Genomic DNA, 16009 nt, shown 5'->3' on the forward strand with positions numbered 1-16009 from the left:
ACTTATGCAGCAAATCATCAACTCATCAGCACCGCACATGCTCATTCCTCCTTCATCACATAGCCCATCCCGACAAGCGTATAGATAAGCTTGGGAGTGAAATCCTTATCAAGCTTTTTGCGCAGGAAGTTGATGTAGACGTCGATGACATTGGAGCCCGTATCGAAGGATGTTTCCCAGACGTGCTCCAGAATATCAACCCGCGACACTACCCGGTTTTGGTTGCGCAGCAGATACTCCAGCAAAGCAAACTCCCGGGCGGTGAGCTGAATTGTTTGGCCGGCGCGCTGCACCACTTTGCGCACGGGGTCCAGGGTTAGGTCGGCCAGGCGCAGCACGGCCTCGGCGGTGGGCGTTTCATGGCGGCGGCGGGTAAGGGCCCGGATGCGGGCCAGCAGCTCCTGAAAGGCAAATGGCTTGACTAGGTAATCGTCCGCGCCGGCATCAAGGCCCCGAATTTTATCGTCGGTTTCGCCCAGGGCCGTGAGCATAAGAATGGGCACGCTCGTGTCCTGGGCCCGCACTTGGCGGCACAGTTCCAGACCGCTCAGGCCGGGTAGTAGAGTGTCCAGAATCAGTAAGTCGTAGGTACCGGCCTGGGCCAGGCGCAACCCCAGGAGCCCATCGGCCGCCAGGTCCACGGTGTGGTGTTGTTCTGTCAGGCCCTGGTGCAGAAAGGAGGCCACCTTGGGTTCGTCTTCAACCAGCAAAATCTTCATGGGCAGGCTATACGCAGCTTAAAGCCGGCAAGGTAGTACCCGGGCCCAGAAGTAGGGAATTACTGGACAGTTGTAACCAGCAGAAGGCCATTTCCGTTGCCTCTATCAATACAAAAAATTATCAGAATAATTTAAATATTCCTTGACTTTACAAATTCAATCCAATACGTTTATGGAAATATTCAATGGTAGGCTTATGCCCAAAGAACAGATTTAGACTCCTCTGCCCGGTTCTGGTCAGTAGTCGGCTCCTCCCGCTTCACCTCTCTCCCTCCGCTGCTATGCTGTCAATGCTCCGCCGTTTCGGCCGTACTCTTTTGTTCCTGTTTTTACTGACGCCGCTAATTTTTAGCGGGTGCGTATCCCAAAAAAACCTACCCTACCTGCAGGGAAACAACTTTAACACCCGGACGCCGGTGGCCGTTGACAACGCCCCGCAGCGCTACCGTATTCAGCCCGGCGACGTGCTCAGCATTCGGGTCCAGAGCACCCAGTCTACTCTTAACGAAGCCTTTAATACCGTGGATACCCGCGCCGTATTCAATGGCGACCCTGGCAACCTCTACCTGACGGGCTACTCCGTAGATGACGCCGGTAACATCAACCTCCCGACCGTAGGCCGCCTGAAAGTGGTAGGCCTTACGGTAGAGGAAACTCAGGCCGCCGCCCAAAAGGAGGTAACCCGCTACGTGCGCGACGCCAACGTGCTGGTGAAGCTGCTTTCTTTTAAGGTAACGGTGCTGGGCGAGGTGCGCAATCCGGGCCGCTACTTCGTGTACAATGCCCAGTGCACCCTGCTGGAAGGCCTGGGCCTGGCCGGCGACCTGACCGAGTTCGGTAACCGCCACAACGTGAAGCTGATCCGGCAAACCACGAAAGGCTCGGAGGTAGTGCTGATCAACTTGACCGACCCGGCCCTGCTCACCTCGCCCTACTTCTACCTGCTGCCCAACGATGCCCTGTATGTGGAGCCCCTGAAGGCCCGCACCGACCGCGGAAATGCCGGCAACCTAGCCCTCGTTTTCTCCGGCATTTCGGCCGTTGTGCTGATTCTTAACTACTTACAGGTTTTCTAACGCCACTTCCCGCGCCTTTCCCGCGCCTACTCTCATTTTAACTACCAATCGGAATGGAATCACGTCCACACACTCCCGCCGATGAACTTGACTTGCACGAGCTGTTTTTTCGGCTTCGTCAGCGCTGGCCTTTGTTCCTGGCGTCGCTTCTGCTGGCGGGCCTGTTGGCCTTCCTCTACCTACGGGTAAAAGAGCCAGTGTATGCCTTCCGGGCCACTATGCTGCTCGGCGACCAGGGCACGGGCTCCAAGCAGGCGCAGGAGCTGCTTAAAATCCTGGAAGTAAAGGAGAAAGGCACCAAGATGGAGGACGAAATTGGGCTACTGACTTCGGCCGACATGGTGGGCCAGGCCCTGCAGCGGCTTCCCTTCAACGTGCAGTATTTCGCCGCACCGGCTACCTGGTTGAACACGCTGAAAGATGTGCAGGTGCGGGAGCGGCCCCTGGGAGCCGTGCCGTTCCGGCTGGTGCCCGACCCCGCCGCGCCCCAGCTCACGGGCGTGCCCATCTACGTGGAGCAACTCCCCGACGGGCGCTTTACCCTGAAGGCCGACGCCAACAAAGGCACCCTCTACAGCCTGCCCACTGGCGAGCTGGTGCGGGAAGTGCTGGACGTGCACCTGAACGAAACGGTGCGGGCCGGCGACACCCTGCGGCACCCTCTGCTGACGGCCGTGGTACAGGCCGAGCCCGGCTACCCGGCCGGCGGAACGGCGGAGCGCTACTTCGTGCTGCTGCGCGACCATGTGAGCCTGATTGGCGAGTACTCCCAGCACCTGAGCATCAAGCCCATCGACCGGGAGTCGCGCATGATTGAGCTGACCAGCAAGGGCAGCGTGCCCCAGAAGGAAATGCAGTTTCTGGATACGCTGATGCGGAATTACGTGGAAAACGACCTGCAGACGAAAAATATGACGGGCCAGAAAACGGTAGCCTTCCTCGACAAGGAAATTGGCCACCTCTCCGACTCGCTCCGCCGCTCCACGGCCGCACTCAGCTCGTTCCGGGCCGCCCGGGGGGTAGTGGATGTGGAGGCCCAGTCGGCGCGCGGTATTCAGCAGCAGGGCGAGCTGGAAATGCTCCGGGCCAAGGTGGCCACCAACCGCAAGTACTACCAGAACATGCTCAGCTACCTGCGGGCCAGCAAGGGGACCAACCAGATTGTAGCTCCCAGCAGCATTGGCATTGAAGACCCGGTAGTCAACAACCTGATTCTGCAGCTCACGGATTTGAACAGCCAGCGTGCGGCCCTGGGCGTAAGCGCCAGCGCCGAAAACCCCATGGTTACCGTGTTGGATGAGCGCATTCGGCTGGCCAAGGAAACCCTGGCCCAAACCCTGAACAACATGACCCGCGCCGCCGACATTGCCCTCCGCGACCTGGACTCGCAGCTGGGCCAGGTGCGGGGCAGCATGAACCGGATGCCGGAAAACGAGCGGCAGCTAGCCTCCCTGAAAAGTAAAACCGACTTCAACGACAAGAACTACCAGTTTCTGATTGAGAAGCGCGCCGAGGCCGCCATTGCCCTGGCTACCAACGCCACCGACAAGAAAATAGTGGACGAAGCCGGCATGAGCGGCGACGGCCCCACGGCGCCCAAGCCCGGTGTGGTAGCTCTTATTGCCCTGGTAGCCGGCCTAGTGCTTCCTCTGGGCATTACGCTACTCATGGACAAAGCCAACCGCCGTATCCAAAGCAAGGAAGACCTCTCGCGCATTACCAACATTCCAATGCTAGGCGTGGTAGCCCACGGCACTGCCCAGGACAAGGAAAACATGCTGCGCGACCCGAAAGGGCCCATTGCCGAGTCTTTCCGCTCCATCCGGGTGAACCTGCAGTACCTGGCCGCCGGCCTGGATAAGAAGCTCATTGGGGTTACGTCCTCGGTGCCGGGTGAGGGCAAAACGTTCTGCTCCGTAAACCTGGCCGCGGAAATGGCGCAGAGTGGCCGCAAAGTGCTGCTGCTGGAGTGCGACCTGCGGCGGCCCACCGTGGCCGGGTACTTCCAGCTGGAGCAGGCCTGTACCGAGCACGGCCTGAGCAGCTACCTCATGGGCCTGAGCACGCTGGAGGACTGCCGCCACCCTTCCAGCGTGCGCAACCTCGACGTCATCTGCTGCGGCCCCATTCCGGCCAACCCCACCGAACTGCTGGAGAGTGCGCGCATGGAAGAGTTGCTGAATCAGCTGCGCGAGCAGTACGACTACGTCATCGTCGATACGCCTCCCACCGGCTACGTGTCGGAGTTCTTTATGCTGCTGCGCCACCTCGATGCCAACATTTACGTGGTGCGCCAAAACTACACCGATAAGGGCCTGATCAGCCATATTAACGAGCTGCACCGCGAGCAGAAAATCAAGCACATCTACATGATCATCAACGACATGTACTTTACCAAAACCTACGAATACCGCCACAAAGAAAAGGTGTACGCGTACGGGTATTAAGAAGCCGCTCCCCCCTCCTTTCCGCTCCTGCTCCCCGTCGGCAGGCGCGGGCTTCGCCGCCCGTGCCTGCTGGCAAGATTCCCCGCTACCTCTCCCGCGCTGCGCTCAACCCTTTCTACCCGGATAGCCTCATGGCGTCTTCTGCATCCAACCTGACTACTGCCGCCGTCAACGGTGTCAAGTGGTCTACTGCGGCTACTATTACCATTTCTGTCCTTCAAATTGGTTACACCGCTACCATGGCCCGCCTGCTCACGCCGGCTGCTTTTGGGCTGGTAGCACTGGCTGGAGTTATTCTGCGTTTTGGCTCCTATTTCGCCCAGATGGGCATGGAGCAGGCCATCATTCAGAAGCCCGACATTACCCGCGCCGATGTGCGGGCGGCCTTCACTTCCTCGCTGGGCCTGGGCATTCTGTTTGCCGGGGCCCTGGCCCTGGGCGCTCCGCTGGCGGCCGGTATTGTGCGGGCTCCGGAGGTAGTGCCCGTGGTGCGGATGCTGGCCGTGGGACTGCTGCTGACGGGCTTCAACGCCACGGCTCTGAGCCTGCTGCGGCGGCGCATGAAGTTCCGGACCCTGGCCATGATTGAAGTCACCTCCTACGTAGTAAGCTACGCGGTGCTGGGCATTGGGCTGGCGTTTCAGGGCTTTGGGGTCTGGAGCCTGGTGGCGGCCATGCTGGGCCAGGGCGTGCTGCTGACCATTCTTAGCTACGGGGCCGAGCGTCACGATCTGCGCCTGCTCTTCGACTGGGAAACCTACCGCCCCCTGGTGCAGTACGGCAGCCGCATGTCGGCCATCAGCTTTCTGGAGTTCCTGACCGGCTCCCTAGATACGCTGCTGATTGGGCGCCTGCTGGGCGCGGCGGCCCTGGGCATTTACAGCCGGGGCTGGATGCTGATTGGCTTGCCGGTGTACCTATTGACAACTAGCGTTTCGAAGGTGGTATTTCCTTCCTTCAGCCAAATGCAGGCTGACCGCCCGCGGCTGAAGACAGTGTACCTGGGTAGCATCACGCTGATTGCGGCTTTGGTTATTCCTATTTGTGCCGGCGCGGCCGTGGCCGCCCCCGAAATTGTGCGGGTAATGCTAGGCCCCAGCTGGAGCGCAGCCGTGCCCATTCTGCGGGTGGTGTGCGCCGCCTTTGGCATGAGCATGGTCACGATGTTTGCCGGGGTGGTTTGTGATGCTACCGCTACGCTTACGCCCAAGCTTTGGCTGAACCTGGGCTACGCCGTGCTCCTGACGGGCTTGTTCTACGGGCTGAGCCGCTACGGGCTGCTGGGCGTGGCTGGTGCCGTGGTCATCGGGGAAATTATCCGGACGGTGCTGTACCTGCTGCTCATGCGCCGGGTGCTGGGCGTTACCGTTGGGGAAGTGCTCGGCTCCTACGTGCCCGGCTTGCTGGCCGGTGCGGCCGTAGCGGCCGGCATTGCCGCTACCCGCTTTTTGCTTCCCGCCGGCACGGTACCAGCTGCCGTGCTGCTCGTGGCCGAAATGCTGACGGGCGCTCTGCTGCTGGTAGGCTTGGCCGTAGGCGCGCCCCCCGCCCGCCTGCGCACCGTGCTGCGCCGGCTAGTGGGCCGGCTGCACGAGGACAGTGCCCCTACCGGCCGTCTTGCCGGGCTGCTACACGCCTTTTCCCGGCGGCTGGCCCGCCTCGATGGGCAGGTAGCTCCGGTTTCTGTTACCGCTGCTACGGCTCCGCCCGCTTCACTGCGGCCGCACTCTGCCCTGCTGCCCGATCCTGAAACTGAACTCGTCTAGCCATGCGTGTACTGTATGACCATCAGGCCTTTACGCTGCAGGACTTTGGCGGTGTTTCGCGCTACCACCATGAGCTGCTCTGCCACGCCAACTGGCAGTCGGAGCTGGCCGTGGCCTTGAGCAATAACCTGTATTTGCGCGACCGGAAATACTCGGCCCACCGCACGTTTCTGCCCGATGTGGCGCTGCGGGGCCGCTGGCGGGTGATCAAGCACTTCAACCACCGGGCCTCGGTGCAGGCCCTGCGGCGCGGCACCTTCGACGTGTTCCACCCTACCCTCACCGACAACGACTACTTTCTGGATTTGCTGGAGGATCGGCCCCTGGTCATTACCCTGCACGACATGATTCCGGCCCTGTTCCCGCAGTATTACACTGACCGGGACGGCGCCATGCTGGAGCGCATTGCGCGGCGGGCTAACCGGATTATCACCGTCTCGGAGCACACCCGGGCCGATGTGCTGCGGCTGCTACCCGTGGCACCCGAGCAGGTGTGCGTGGTCCACCACGGCCACGCCGACCGGGACTACAGCGCTGGTGGGCCCGCCTTACCCACCCCGGAACGCTACGTGCTGTACACGGGTAGCCGGGCCTTATACAAGAACTTTAGCTGCCTGCTGGAAGGCCTGGCCCTGCTGCCGCCGGCAGTGGCGGCGGGGTTGCACGTGGTGTGTGCCGGTGGTGGTGCTTTTACTACTGCCGAGCAGGAGCTGCTGCAGCGCACGGGCTGGGCCAAGCGGGCGCACCAGTTCGGGCCCGTTTCCGATGCCCAGCTCAACACGCTCTACCGGAACGCCCTGGCCTTTGTATTTCCTTCTGAGTATGAGGGTTTCGGCTTGCCCATTCTGGAGGCTTTCGGTCAGCAGTGCCCCGTGCTACTAAGCCACGCTTCCTGCTTTCCCGAAATAGCCCAGGAAGCGGCTCTCTACCACCACCCGCACCAGCCCGCCGAGCTGGCCCAGCAGCTGGAGCGCCTGCTCATGGATGCCCCCCTGCGCCAGGACCTGATCCGGATGGGGCAGCTGCGCCTGCTCGATTTCACCTGGCAGCAAACTGCCCGGCGCACTAGGGCCGTGTACGAAGCAGCCACCCAGGATATTAACCGGCCGGGTTTGTCCTTGCCCGTTGTGCCGCCTATTCCTGCCCTTGAGCTATGAAAATCAATTTACGCTTCCGTCATGTGCTGCCCATTCTGGGGGTGATGGCCACGGACCGGGCCTTCAATGAATTTGTGGTGCCCGACGGGGAGGACCCCTCCCTGGTGTTGTACAGCTACGCCATTACGGGCCTCTCCTTGCTGCTCATTGCAGCTTGTTTCCGCTACCTAAGCGCCGTAATGTGGCGCTGGCTGCTGGTTACGCTGGCCGCTACCGCTGCCCTGGCCCTGGAGTCGTACAATGGCTGGGGCACGCTCATGGTCTACCCCCACGTGTTTGCCAAGCTGCTGGCCCTGCTGCCTATTTTCGCCATGTATGCCTACTACCGGCGTAACCCCTTACCGGCGGGGCTGCTGATGGTGCTGCTGCTGGCGGGCCTGGTCATCAACCTGGCCTTTTACCACCCCGACGCCCTGAGCTTGTCGGCGTTTTTGGAGAATGAGCGGGGCTTCGATGTAACCTCCGCCTTCCTGCTACTGCTGCCGGCCTTGTACTACTTCAACCAGTACCTGAGCCAGGGCGGGCTGCTGCGGCTGGCCGTATTCTTCCTTATCCTGGCCCTGATTGTGTTTCTGCAGCACCGCACCGTGTGGCTGACCACGGCCCTGGCCGTGGCGCTCAACGGCTTGCTGGTACTGACCGGCCGGGTGGAAGGCGTCCGCCTAAGCATGCCCCGCCTGATGCCCATGCTGCTCATGCCTCTGCTGATGGGCTTGCTGGGCGGGGCGGCCATTGTGCTAGACAACCCTAAAGTACTGCGCAAGCTGGAAAGCAGCGTCGAGGACATTGAAAACGTCGACAAACAAGGCACTGGCAGCTGGCGCCTGCAACAGTTTGAAAGCTACCAGTCTTTCGTGGAGGAACACCCCATTGCCGGCATGCGCCTGGAAGGTTTCGAGCTGCCCATGCAGTTTTACGGCGACGGCGACCACCCCGTGTGGGCCGACCGCACCGGCCACCACTTCCACAGCTTCTACCTCGACCGGCTGTTTTACTTTGGTATCCTGGGGGTGCTGCTGGTACTGGCCGTTCCCGTTGCGCAGCTCTGGAAACGGGTGCGGCAGCGCGTGCCGTTCGGCCCCACCACGGCCGCTTTCGTGAGCTACGCCGGTTGCGCCCTGCTCTACGGGGTTTCTTACGACTGGCCGCCCTACCTCTACGGCGTTATTGGGCTGACGCTGGCTATTGCCGGGCCAGTGCCAGTAGCGGCCTTCGCGCCCGGAGTGCCGGCCTACCCCGCCGCTACTCCTGCCAACATGCCGCCAGCTGGTGGGGCCTCCGGCCGGCTTCCTTATCCTGGTCTTCAAGCTCCCGCCGCGCATGCTGTCCACTCCTGACCTTTCCGTTCCGGCCGCTCCGGCCCCGCTGCAAACGGCCGTGCTCCTGCTCATCTTCAACCGCCCCGATACTACCCGGCAGGTATTTGAAGCCGTGCGCCGCGCCCGCCCGCCCCGCCTGTACGTGGCCGCCGATGGCCCCCGCGCTACCCACCCCACCGATGCTGCAACTTGCGCCGCGGCCCGGGCCGTGGTAGCCGACGTGGACTGGCCCTGCCAGGTGTTCACGCTGTTTCGGACTACGAACCTGAACTGCGGGGTAGGCCCGGCCACCGCCCTCGACTGGTTTTTTCAGCACGAGGAAGCGGGCATCATTCTGGAAGATGACTGCGTGCCAGCGCCCTCTTTTTTTCGCTTCTGCGAGGAGCTGCTCCTGCGCTACCGCCACGATACCCGCGTCTTGCACATCGGGGGCAACAACTTTAGCCGGGAGGCCCGCCGCCCCCGGCCCACCGGCGCCGACTCCTACTACTTCTCCACTCAGGTAAACAGCTGGGGCTGGGCTTCTTGGCGGCGCGCTTGGCAGCTCTACGACTTTCACCTGCGCGACTACCCCCAGCTGGCCGCCGAGGGCAAGCTGCGGGGCCTCTACAGCTCCTGGCTGGAAAACCGCTACCGCCTCAGTAAAATCAGCAGCCTCGTGGGCCTGCCTCAGCCGCCCGATGTGTGGGACTACCAGTGGCACTTTACCATTGTGGCCCATGCCGGCTTGTGCATTGTGCCGGCCGTGAACCTGGTGGGCAACATCGGCTTTGGGGAGCAAGGCACGCACACCCTGGACGCTACCGATGAGTTTGCCAACGTACCTACCACTGACCTGACCTTCCCGCTGCGGCACCCGGCTTTTGTGCTGGCCGACCGCCGCCGCGACCAGCAGCGCTTCCGGGAGTTTTTGTGGGGCCGCCTGGAAGCCAAGGCCCGGCGCCTGCTGGCCCGGGTAGTACCGGAAACGCCCGCCGCCCCGGCTGTTCCAGTCTCATCCTCGCCTCCTCCCGTTCCGCACACCCAACTGATATGAACGTTCTCATTTCAGCTTACGCCTGCAACCCCATGCACGGGGGCGAGGACAGCAACGGCTTCAACTGGGCCTGGCAAACGGCGCAGCGGGGCCACCGCGTCTGGTGCATTACCAACCCCGATGGGCGCGCCGGCGTGGAGCCATTTATGGCCGAGCACGGCCACGAGCTGCCCGCCGAGCAGCTCCAGTTCTTTTATGTGGCGGTGCCGGCCTGGGTGCAGTTTCTGCACCGCTGGCAGTTTGGCGTCTACCTGCACTATATGGTGTGGCAGTTTCTGGCTTGGCGCCGGGCCCGCCGCATCTGCCAGGAGGTAGAGGTTGACTATGTGCACCACGCCACCTACGGCAGCCTGCAAATGGGCTCCTGGATGTGGCGCCTGGGCAAGCCCCTGATATTTGGCCCCGTGGGTGGTGCGCAACGGGCTCCGAAAGCTTTCAGGGCTCTTATTCCCGGCTGGTTTAAAACCGAAACCATGCGCAACGCCATCGGCTGGCTGCTCATGACCTTCGACCCGAACGTGCGCCACACCCTGCGCCACGCCTCCCTGGTGCTGGCCGCCAACTCCGAAACGGCCACGCTGGCCCGGCGGTTGGGGGCCCGCCGCGTAGAGCTGTTCCTGGATTCCGGCCTGCCGGAATCGTTTTTCCTACCCACTTGTCCGGAGCGGGAAGCTGGGCCCGTACTACGCCTGTTGTGGCTGGCCCGGCTGTACCCGCGCAAGGCCCTGTTGCTGGTGCTGGACGCTTTGTCGCGGGTAGATAAGCGCGTGGCGTTCCACCTCACCGTCATCGGCGACGGCCCCCTGGGGCCCCAGGTACCCGGCTGGATTGCCCAGTACGGCCTCACAGACCGCGTAACCTGGCGCGGGGCCGTGCCGTGGGCCGAAGTGCAAAGTGCCTTTCTCAGCCACGACGCCTTCCTGTTCGGTAGCCTGCGCGACTCCTTTGCTACCCAGTTTCTGGAGGCCATGGCTACCGGCCTGCCCATCATTACCCTCGACCACCAGGGTGCTCACGACTTTATTCCGGCGGCGGCAGGCATAAAGGTGCCCGTTACTACCCCCGTAGCGACGGCCGAAGGGTTGGCCCGCGCCGTGGAATACCTCCACGACCACCCGCAGGTGCGCCCCGCCATGGGGCAGGCGGGCTACGCTTTTGCCCGCACCCAAACCTGGACGGCCCGCACCTACCGGCTGATGAAGCTAAGCCTGGCCCAGGTTCCACCCCGCCAAGCCTGGCAGGCTCCGGGCGCGGCAGCCCGCCTTTCGCAGCTGACCTCGGCCCACGTCCGGACTGCTTAGGCCCCTTACCTCCTCCTTATTTCAGACTTTTCCTCTCAGCTTACCCCGGATATCATGCTTTACATTGTCATCCCGGTTTTCAATCGGAAGGAATTCACCCGGGCCTGCCTGGAGTCGCTACGTAGCCAAACGGAGCAGAACTTTCGCATGGTGGTGGTCGATGATGGCTCTACTGACGGCACCGGCCAGATGCTGCGCACGGAGTTTCCGGAGGTACTCATTGAGGAAGGCGACGGCAACCTGTTCTGGACGGCGGGCGTGAACCTGGGCATCCGGCGGGCGCTGGCAGAGGGCGCTACCCGCATCATGACCCTCAACAACGATGTGCTGACGGCCCCCGACTTTCTGGCCCGCATGCTGAGCTGGGCCGAGCGCCACCCCACCGCCGTGCTGGGCGCCCTGGAGTTGGACGTGACCACCGGCCAGCCCGTGTACGGGGGCGAAACCCTGGACTGGCGCACCAACACCCGCCAGGATTTGCTGGCAACCCTGCCCGCCGAGCAGCGCCGCGGCCTGCACCCAGTCACTTATTTGCCCGGCCGGGGCCTGCTGATTCCGCGTATCGTACTGGAAACCATCGGGCTATTCGATGAGAAGCGCTTGCCCCACTACCTCGCCGATTTTGATTATACCAGCGTGGCCCGCCGAAACGGCTTCCCGGTGTACTGCAATTACGACGCCCAGCTCAGCACCTACCCCGAAGAAAGCGGCCAGGAAATTACCCGGCGCCAGCGCAGTCTGCGCGGTTACTACCAGCATTTGTTCGGCATTCGGGGCGGCGGCAACCTGCGCAACTTCACGTATTTCAGCCTCAAAAACTGCCCCCGGCCTTACCTGCCGTACTTTCTGCTCAATGGCTACGCCCGGCGGCTGGTGGGCTATTTTCTGCACTAGCATCTGCGCGGGGTAAGTGCCCGACGCTTCTCTACTCTCTATTCAACTTGCTTGGTGATACTCTCCGCTGCGTTTCGGCTTCTTGGCGCCTGTGTCCTGCTGTTGGTGGGGTGTCGGTGCACGCTGGCTGGCCACGATGCCGTGCTCACTATTACGCGCGGCGGCACGTACTCCGGCCGCTACGAGAGCAACAGCTCCGAGCGGGCCTGTATCCGGGTTGCTACCACCGAGCCGGTAATCCTGGAAAACTGCGTACTGCGGGGCCCTGGCCGGCTGATTGACGCTACCAACGGCGGCGCCCGCCTGACGGTGCGCAACTGCCGCGGCTATGGCCTGCCGCCCACCCTCGACAACCAGGCCCGGGGCCGCTTCCTGGAAATCAATAGCGGGGTGAGCTTGCTGGTAGAACACAACTATCTGGAGCAGACGGCCGGCATGTTGGCCTACCAGTGGAGCGGCGACGGCTCAGCAACCCAGACCCTGACCGTGCGCTACAACTCGGCCAAAAACGTGGATGGCCGCTACCGCAACGGTGGCGGGGTCCACGTGAGCTTTTTACAGCTCAATGAGGTGCACGGCGTCGGCCACATCGACATCAGCTGGAACCAGGTTATCAACGAGCCCAATAACAGCCTGGTGGAGGATAATATCAACCTGCACAACTCGTCTGGTACCGCCGCCAGCCCCCTGCGCATCCACGACAACTACATTCAGGGCGCTTACCCGGTGCCCGCCACGGCCCCTACGTTCACCGGCTCGGGCATTACCATGGACGGCGACGCCTCCTCGGCCCTGACCACCACGGCCTACGCCGACGTCTACCAGAACCACATCGTCAGTACCTGCAACGCGGCCATGAACATTGCGGCTGGCCACCACAACGTTTTTCACGACAACCGCATGATAACCAGCGGCCTACTCCCCGACAGTACCCGTCTGCCGTCTACCTATTCCGGGGCCTCTATTTTTAACTTTTACCGCAAGCCCGCTACCGTCTTCTTTGCCAACCGAATAAAGAATAATACCATTGGGTTCGTGAGCTGGGGACGCAACTCCCCCTACCCCGATCGGCACGATTTGAGCACCGGCGCCTGCGCCGAATGCACCGGCACTAAGCACCTGCCCGGGCCGATTACTCTGCATCTGGAGCGACAGGAGTTAAGGAACTGGCAGTCCCGGTTGCGCCAAACGGGCCAAGTGGTGGGGCCTACTGTGGTTAAGCCTTAACTGCTTCTACGTCTGCTAGAAAGCCTCGCTAATCCGGTAAAACGTTGATTGCCAGAGAAGGCAATTTCTTGATGCCCGAATTTTATACAATCAGCCTGTCCGCTACGGACAGGCTGATTTTTTTGTTACACTAAGGTTGTAAATTAGAATAATACAATATCATTTCTTTTACTTGGCCTTTGTGTTTTCAATCTATTGTATACATTTGCATTGAACCTAAGGAATCAATATAGTACTTTTCACAGTCTAGTATTGAGCAGGTTTTCCCTCAAGTGCTTGAATGGCTCAGTTTTCAACATTCGAATTGCACCTAATGGAGAACCGAAAGTTCAGGAGCCTTAATGGGCTCTTGGTGGCTGCAAATGGAACGTGTAGTGAGATAAACAGGTTTGCCACAGAGGATTCAGGCCTAGCTTAGCAGTCTGAAAGTTAGTACTGGTTGCTTCGAGGTAGGGTTGAAGCATGCACCAGGCGCCGGGTGCCGCACTCAAACCAAGCCAGTACTGCTCTGATTCGAGTGGCTCGACCACCAACTCACAAATAGCACAAATTCCATCCAGCTACCTGGAACGAATTGACTTAAGGAGCCGTGTCAAGGCACACTCCTACCCAGTTTTTTTCTTTGAAGGCTCACAGAATGCAAAAAGCCCTCGGACCACAATTTTTCCTGATGACTCAACGCAACCGCTCTGGCGCCCGCTTCCTGCCTCTGTCGGCAGTCGTGCTGTTCCTGCTTTCTCTAGCCCCAACTTTTGGTCATGCGCAGGGCCAGTACCCGACCAACATCACCTATTCAGCCCCAATAACCATTACCCAAGGGGGCACCTACACCGGCAACTTCCGCAGCACGGACTCCAACGTCCCCTGTATTCGGATTCAGACCACGCAGCCTGTAACCATCAAGAATTGCGTGCTGGTAGGCGCCGGCGACCTGATTGACGCCAAAAATGGCGGCTCTACGCTCGTCATCACCAACAACAAGGGCTACGGCATTCAGCAGAGCGTAGACAACCGCCGACACGGGCGCTTTGTGGAGGTGAATACGGGCCGCTCGGTTCGCATCGAGAACAACTACTTTGAGCATACTACCGGCATTGCCGTATACCAGTGGAGCGGCGACGGCTCGGCCAACGGCACGCTGACGGTACGCTACAACTCCGCCAAAAATATTGATGGCCGTTACCGCAACGGCGGGGGCCAGTACGTACAGTTCTGCGGCCTGAACCAGGTTCGCAACGTTGGCAACATTGACATCAGCTGGAACCAGGTTATTAACGAGCCGAATAACAGCCTGGTGGAGGACAACATCAACTTCTACAACTCCGGCGGCACCCAGCAAAGCCCAGCCCGCGTGCACAACAACTACGTGCAGGGCGCCTACCCCTACCCGGCCACCAGCAGCACGTTCACGGGTACGGGCATGACCACGGACGGCGACGGCTCTTCGGCCGCTACCACCACGGCCTTCCTGAACGCCTACGAAAACCAGTTCGTCTCAACCTGTAACTCGGCGATGAACCTGGCCGCCGGTCACGACATCAAGTACTACAACAACCGCATGGTAACCAGCGGTTTGTTGTCCGATGGCTCGAAACTAAATGCTACTTACTGCGGTACGTCCATCTTCAACGCCTACCAGCAGCCGAGCAGCGTGTTCTACAACAACTCGGTTAGCAACAACACCATTGGCTATATCAAGTGGGGCTATAACTCCCCCATGGCCAACCGCCACGACCTGAGCAACGGGGCTTGCTCTAACTGCACAGGTACCACGCACATGCCCAACCCCATTACGCTACAGTCGGAGCAGGCTGAGCGTACTTTCTGGCAGCAGAAGCTCCAGCAGAACAATATTGTGCTGGGCGCCGATGGCACCAACAGCACCATTGCCTCCCCGGCACCAGCTCCGGCACCGGCCCCAGCTCCGGCTCCTACTCCTACTCCTACTCCTACTCCGGCCCCGGCTCCTACTACGCCGACCAACGCCGTATTTGTGCGGGCAATTAACGTGAACGGCGGCGCCACTACTATTGATGGTCAGCCCTGGCAGGCCAGCAGCACCAGCGGCATCAGCATGAACGGCCACGGCGCTACAGCTCCTAACTTGGCCCTGAACCCCACTACCGACGCGGCCCGGGCCGACATGCTGCGCACCTTCCGCTATTCCAACGCCTTCGATATTAAGATTGGCAGCGTGACCAGCGGAACCTACTCCGTGTACCTGTACGTGGTGGAGAATATGAACGCAAAAACCTATAGCGTGCATATGGAAGGCAAAACTGTGCAGAGCAACTACAACAGCGGCTCGGTGGGCACCTGGCGCAAGCTCGGCCCTTTCACCGTAGCCATGACCGACGGTACGCTTAACATCACGACCACGGGTGGTTACGCTAACCTAGCTGGTATTGAGCTCTGGCGCCAGAGCACGACTACGGCCACGAGCACGACCACGGCCCCAACATCTGTTCCCGCGCCCACTTCTACCAGCGTTGCTGCCACTACGTTTTTCCGGGCCATTAACCTCAATGGGGCCGCGGCTACCATTGACAACATCTCCTGGGAAGCCAGCACTGCCCCGAACTACACGACCAACGGCACGCCTTTCTCCAACCAGGGCGTCAGCCTAAGTCCGGTGGCTACTACTACGGCCCAAGCCGAGATGATCCGCTCCTCGGTGTACTCGCGCAACCTGAACTTCACCATGAGCAACGTGCCCAACGGCTCGTATGAGGTGTACGCTTACCTCTGGGAAGATAACGACGCTCAGACCGTAAGCATCAGCGTGAACGGCCAGCCCGCTCTGAGCAACTTTAACACGGGCTCCGCCGGCGCTTGGAAGAAGGTTGGTCCCTACAACGTGACGGTAACCAACGGTACCATTCAGCTGCTTGGCAGTGGGGGCGACATCAACCTCTCGGGGGTGGAAGTGTGGCGCCAGGATGGTGCTACGGCGTTCCAGCCGGTAGCCCCGGCCCGCTCGGCCCCGGCTTTTGCTCCAATGGCTGCGGTGTTGAATCCGGTGGTGGCTTAGGTTACCGCTCCGGCGTTTGCTCAACGTCAACTAACC

11 protein-coding genes are annotated in these 16009 nt (G+C 61.0%); 10 read left to right on the plus strand and 1 reads right to left on the minus strand.

The window, feature by feature from the left end:
* Nucleotides 1-41: 41 nt before the first annotated feature.
* Nucleotides 42-719 carry a response regulator transcription factor gene (locus IEW18_RS03365; protein WP_188556415.1) on the minus strand — a complete coding sequence of 226 codons (678 nt, stop codon included), beginning with the start codon at nucleotides 717-719 and terminating at the stop codon, nucleotides 42-44.
* Between the two features lie 281 nt (nucleotides 720-1000).
* On the opposite strand from IEW18_RS03365, the gene IEW18_RS03370 reads away from it, so the two are divergent.
* The 10 genes from IEW18_RS03370 (at nucleotide 1001) to IEW18_RS03415 (ending at nucleotide 15973) form a co-directional block, all read left to right on the plus strand.
* Nucleotides 1001-1795 (plus strand): polysaccharide biosynthesis/export family protein, encoded by a 795-nt coding sequence (locus IEW18_RS03370; RefSeq protein WP_188556416.1) that lies wholly within the window; start codon nucleotides 1001-1003, stop codon nucleotides 1793-1795.
* A 53-nt stretch (nucleotides 1796-1848) separates the two neighbouring features.
* Nucleotides 1849-4242, plus strand: a complete 2394-nt coding sequence (locus tag IEW18_RS03375; protein WP_188556417.1) for a polysaccharide biosynthesis tyrosine autokinase — start codon at nucleotides 1849-1851, stop codon at nucleotides 4240-4242.
* A 131-nt stretch (nucleotides 4243-4373) separates the two neighbouring features.
* Nucleotides 4374-6008 (plus strand): lipopolysaccharide biosynthesis protein, encoded by a 1635-nt coding sequence (locus IEW18_RS03380; protein WP_188556418.1) that lies wholly within the window; start codon nucleotides 4374-4376, stop codon nucleotides 6006-6008.
* A 2-nt stretch (nucleotides 6009-6010) separates the two neighbouring features.
* Nucleotides 6011-7165: a glycosyltransferase family 4 protein gene (locus IEW18_RS03385; RefSeq protein ID WP_188556419.1), complete on the plus strand. Its 1155-nt coding sequence runs from the start codon at nucleotides 6011-6013 to the stop codon at nucleotides 7163-7165.
* A complete protein-coding gene (locus tag IEW18_RS03390; protein ID WP_188556420.1) occupies nucleotides 7162-8502 on the plus strand; it encodes an O-antigen ligase family protein in 1341 nt (446 codons plus the stop codon). The genes IEW18_RS03385 and IEW18_RS03390 overlap by 4 nt, the downstream gene beginning before the upstream one ends.
* Nucleotides 8486-9520 (plus strand): nucleotide-diphospho-sugar transferase, encoded by a 1035-nt coding sequence (locus tag IEW18_RS03395; RefSeq protein WP_188556421.1) that lies wholly within the window; start codon nucleotides 8486-8488, stop codon nucleotides 9518-9520. Before IEW18_RS03390 ends, IEW18_RS03395 begins: the two co-directional genes overlap by 17 nt.
* Complete coding sequence (locus IEW18_RS03400; protein ID WP_188556422.1) at nucleotides 9517-10821, plus strand: glycosyltransferase family 4 protein; 1305 nt, start codon at nucleotides 9517-9519, stop codon at nucleotides 10819-10821. The genes IEW18_RS03395 and IEW18_RS03400 overlap by 4 nt, the downstream gene beginning before the upstream one ends.
* A 54-nt stretch (nucleotides 10822-10875) precedes the next feature.
* Entirely contained in the window at nucleotides 10876-11715 is an 840-nt protein-coding gene (locus tag IEW18_RS03405) for a glycosyltransferase family 2 protein (RefSeq protein WP_188556423.1), read from the plus strand.
* Between the two features lie 54 nt (nucleotides 11716-11769).
* Nucleotides 11770-12942, plus strand: coding sequence for a right-handed parallel beta-helix repeat-containing protein (locus tag IEW18_RS03410; RefSeq protein WP_188556424.1), 1173 nt, complete (start codon nucleotides 11770-11772; stop codon nucleotides 12940-12942).
* Between the two features lie 637 nt (nucleotides 12943-13579).
* Nucleotides 13580-15973 carry a hypothetical protein gene (locus IEW18_RS03415; RefSeq protein WP_188556425.1) on the plus strand — a complete coding sequence of 798 codons (2394 nt, stop codon included), beginning with the start codon at nucleotides 13580-13582 and terminating at the stop codon, nucleotides 15971-15973.
* Nucleotides 15974-16009: the final 36 nt, after the last annotated feature.

It is taken from the genome of Hymenobacter glacieicola, from assembly GCF_014640315.1.
Classification (GTDB): domain Bacteria; phylum Bacteroidota; class Bacteroidia; order Cytophagales; family Hymenobacteraceae; genus Hymenobacter; species Hymenobacter glacieicola.

Bases quoted from the DNA above. Each gene is read 5' to 3' on its own strand.
- IEW18_RS03370 (WP_188556416.1), top strand. From the start codon at position 1,001: ATGCTGTCAATGCTCCGCCGTTTCGGCCGTACTCTTTTGTTCCTGTTT.
- IEW18_RS03380 (WP_188556418.1), top strand. From the start codon at position 4,374: ATGGCGTCTTCTGCATCCAACCTGACTACTGCCGCCGTCAACGGTGTC.
- IEW18_RS03375 (WP_188556417.1), top strand. From the start codon at position 1,849: ATGGAATCACGTCCACACACTCCCGCCGATGAACTTGACTTGCACGAG.
- IEW18_RS03405 (WP_188556423.1), top strand. From the start codon at position 10,876: ATGCTTTACATTGTCATCCCGGTTTTCAATCGGAAGGAATTCACCCGG.
- IEW18_RS03400 (WP_188556422.1), top strand. From the start codon at position 9,517: ATGAACGTTCTCATTTCAGCTTACGCCTGCAACCCCATGCACGGGGGC.
- IEW18_RS03385 (WP_188556419.1), top strand. From the start codon at position 6,011: ATGCGTGTACTGTATGACCATCAGGCCTTTACGCTGCAGGACTTTGGC.
- IEW18_RS03365 (WP_188556415.1), bottom strand. From the start codon at position 719: ATGAAGATTTTGCTGGTTGAAGACGAACCCAAGGTGGCCTCCTTTCTG.
- IEW18_RS03415 (WP_188556425.1), top strand. From the start codon at position 13,580: ATGCAAAAAGCCCTCGGACCACAATTTTTCCTGATGACTCAACGCAAC.
- IEW18_RS03395 (WP_188556421.1), top strand. From the start codon at position 8,486: ATGCTGTCCACTCCTGACCTTTCCGTTCCGGCCGCTCCGGCCCCGCTG.
- IEW18_RS03390 (WP_188556420.1), top strand. From the start codon at position 7,162: ATGAAAATCAATTTACGCTTCCGTCATGTGCTGCCCATTCTGGGGGTG.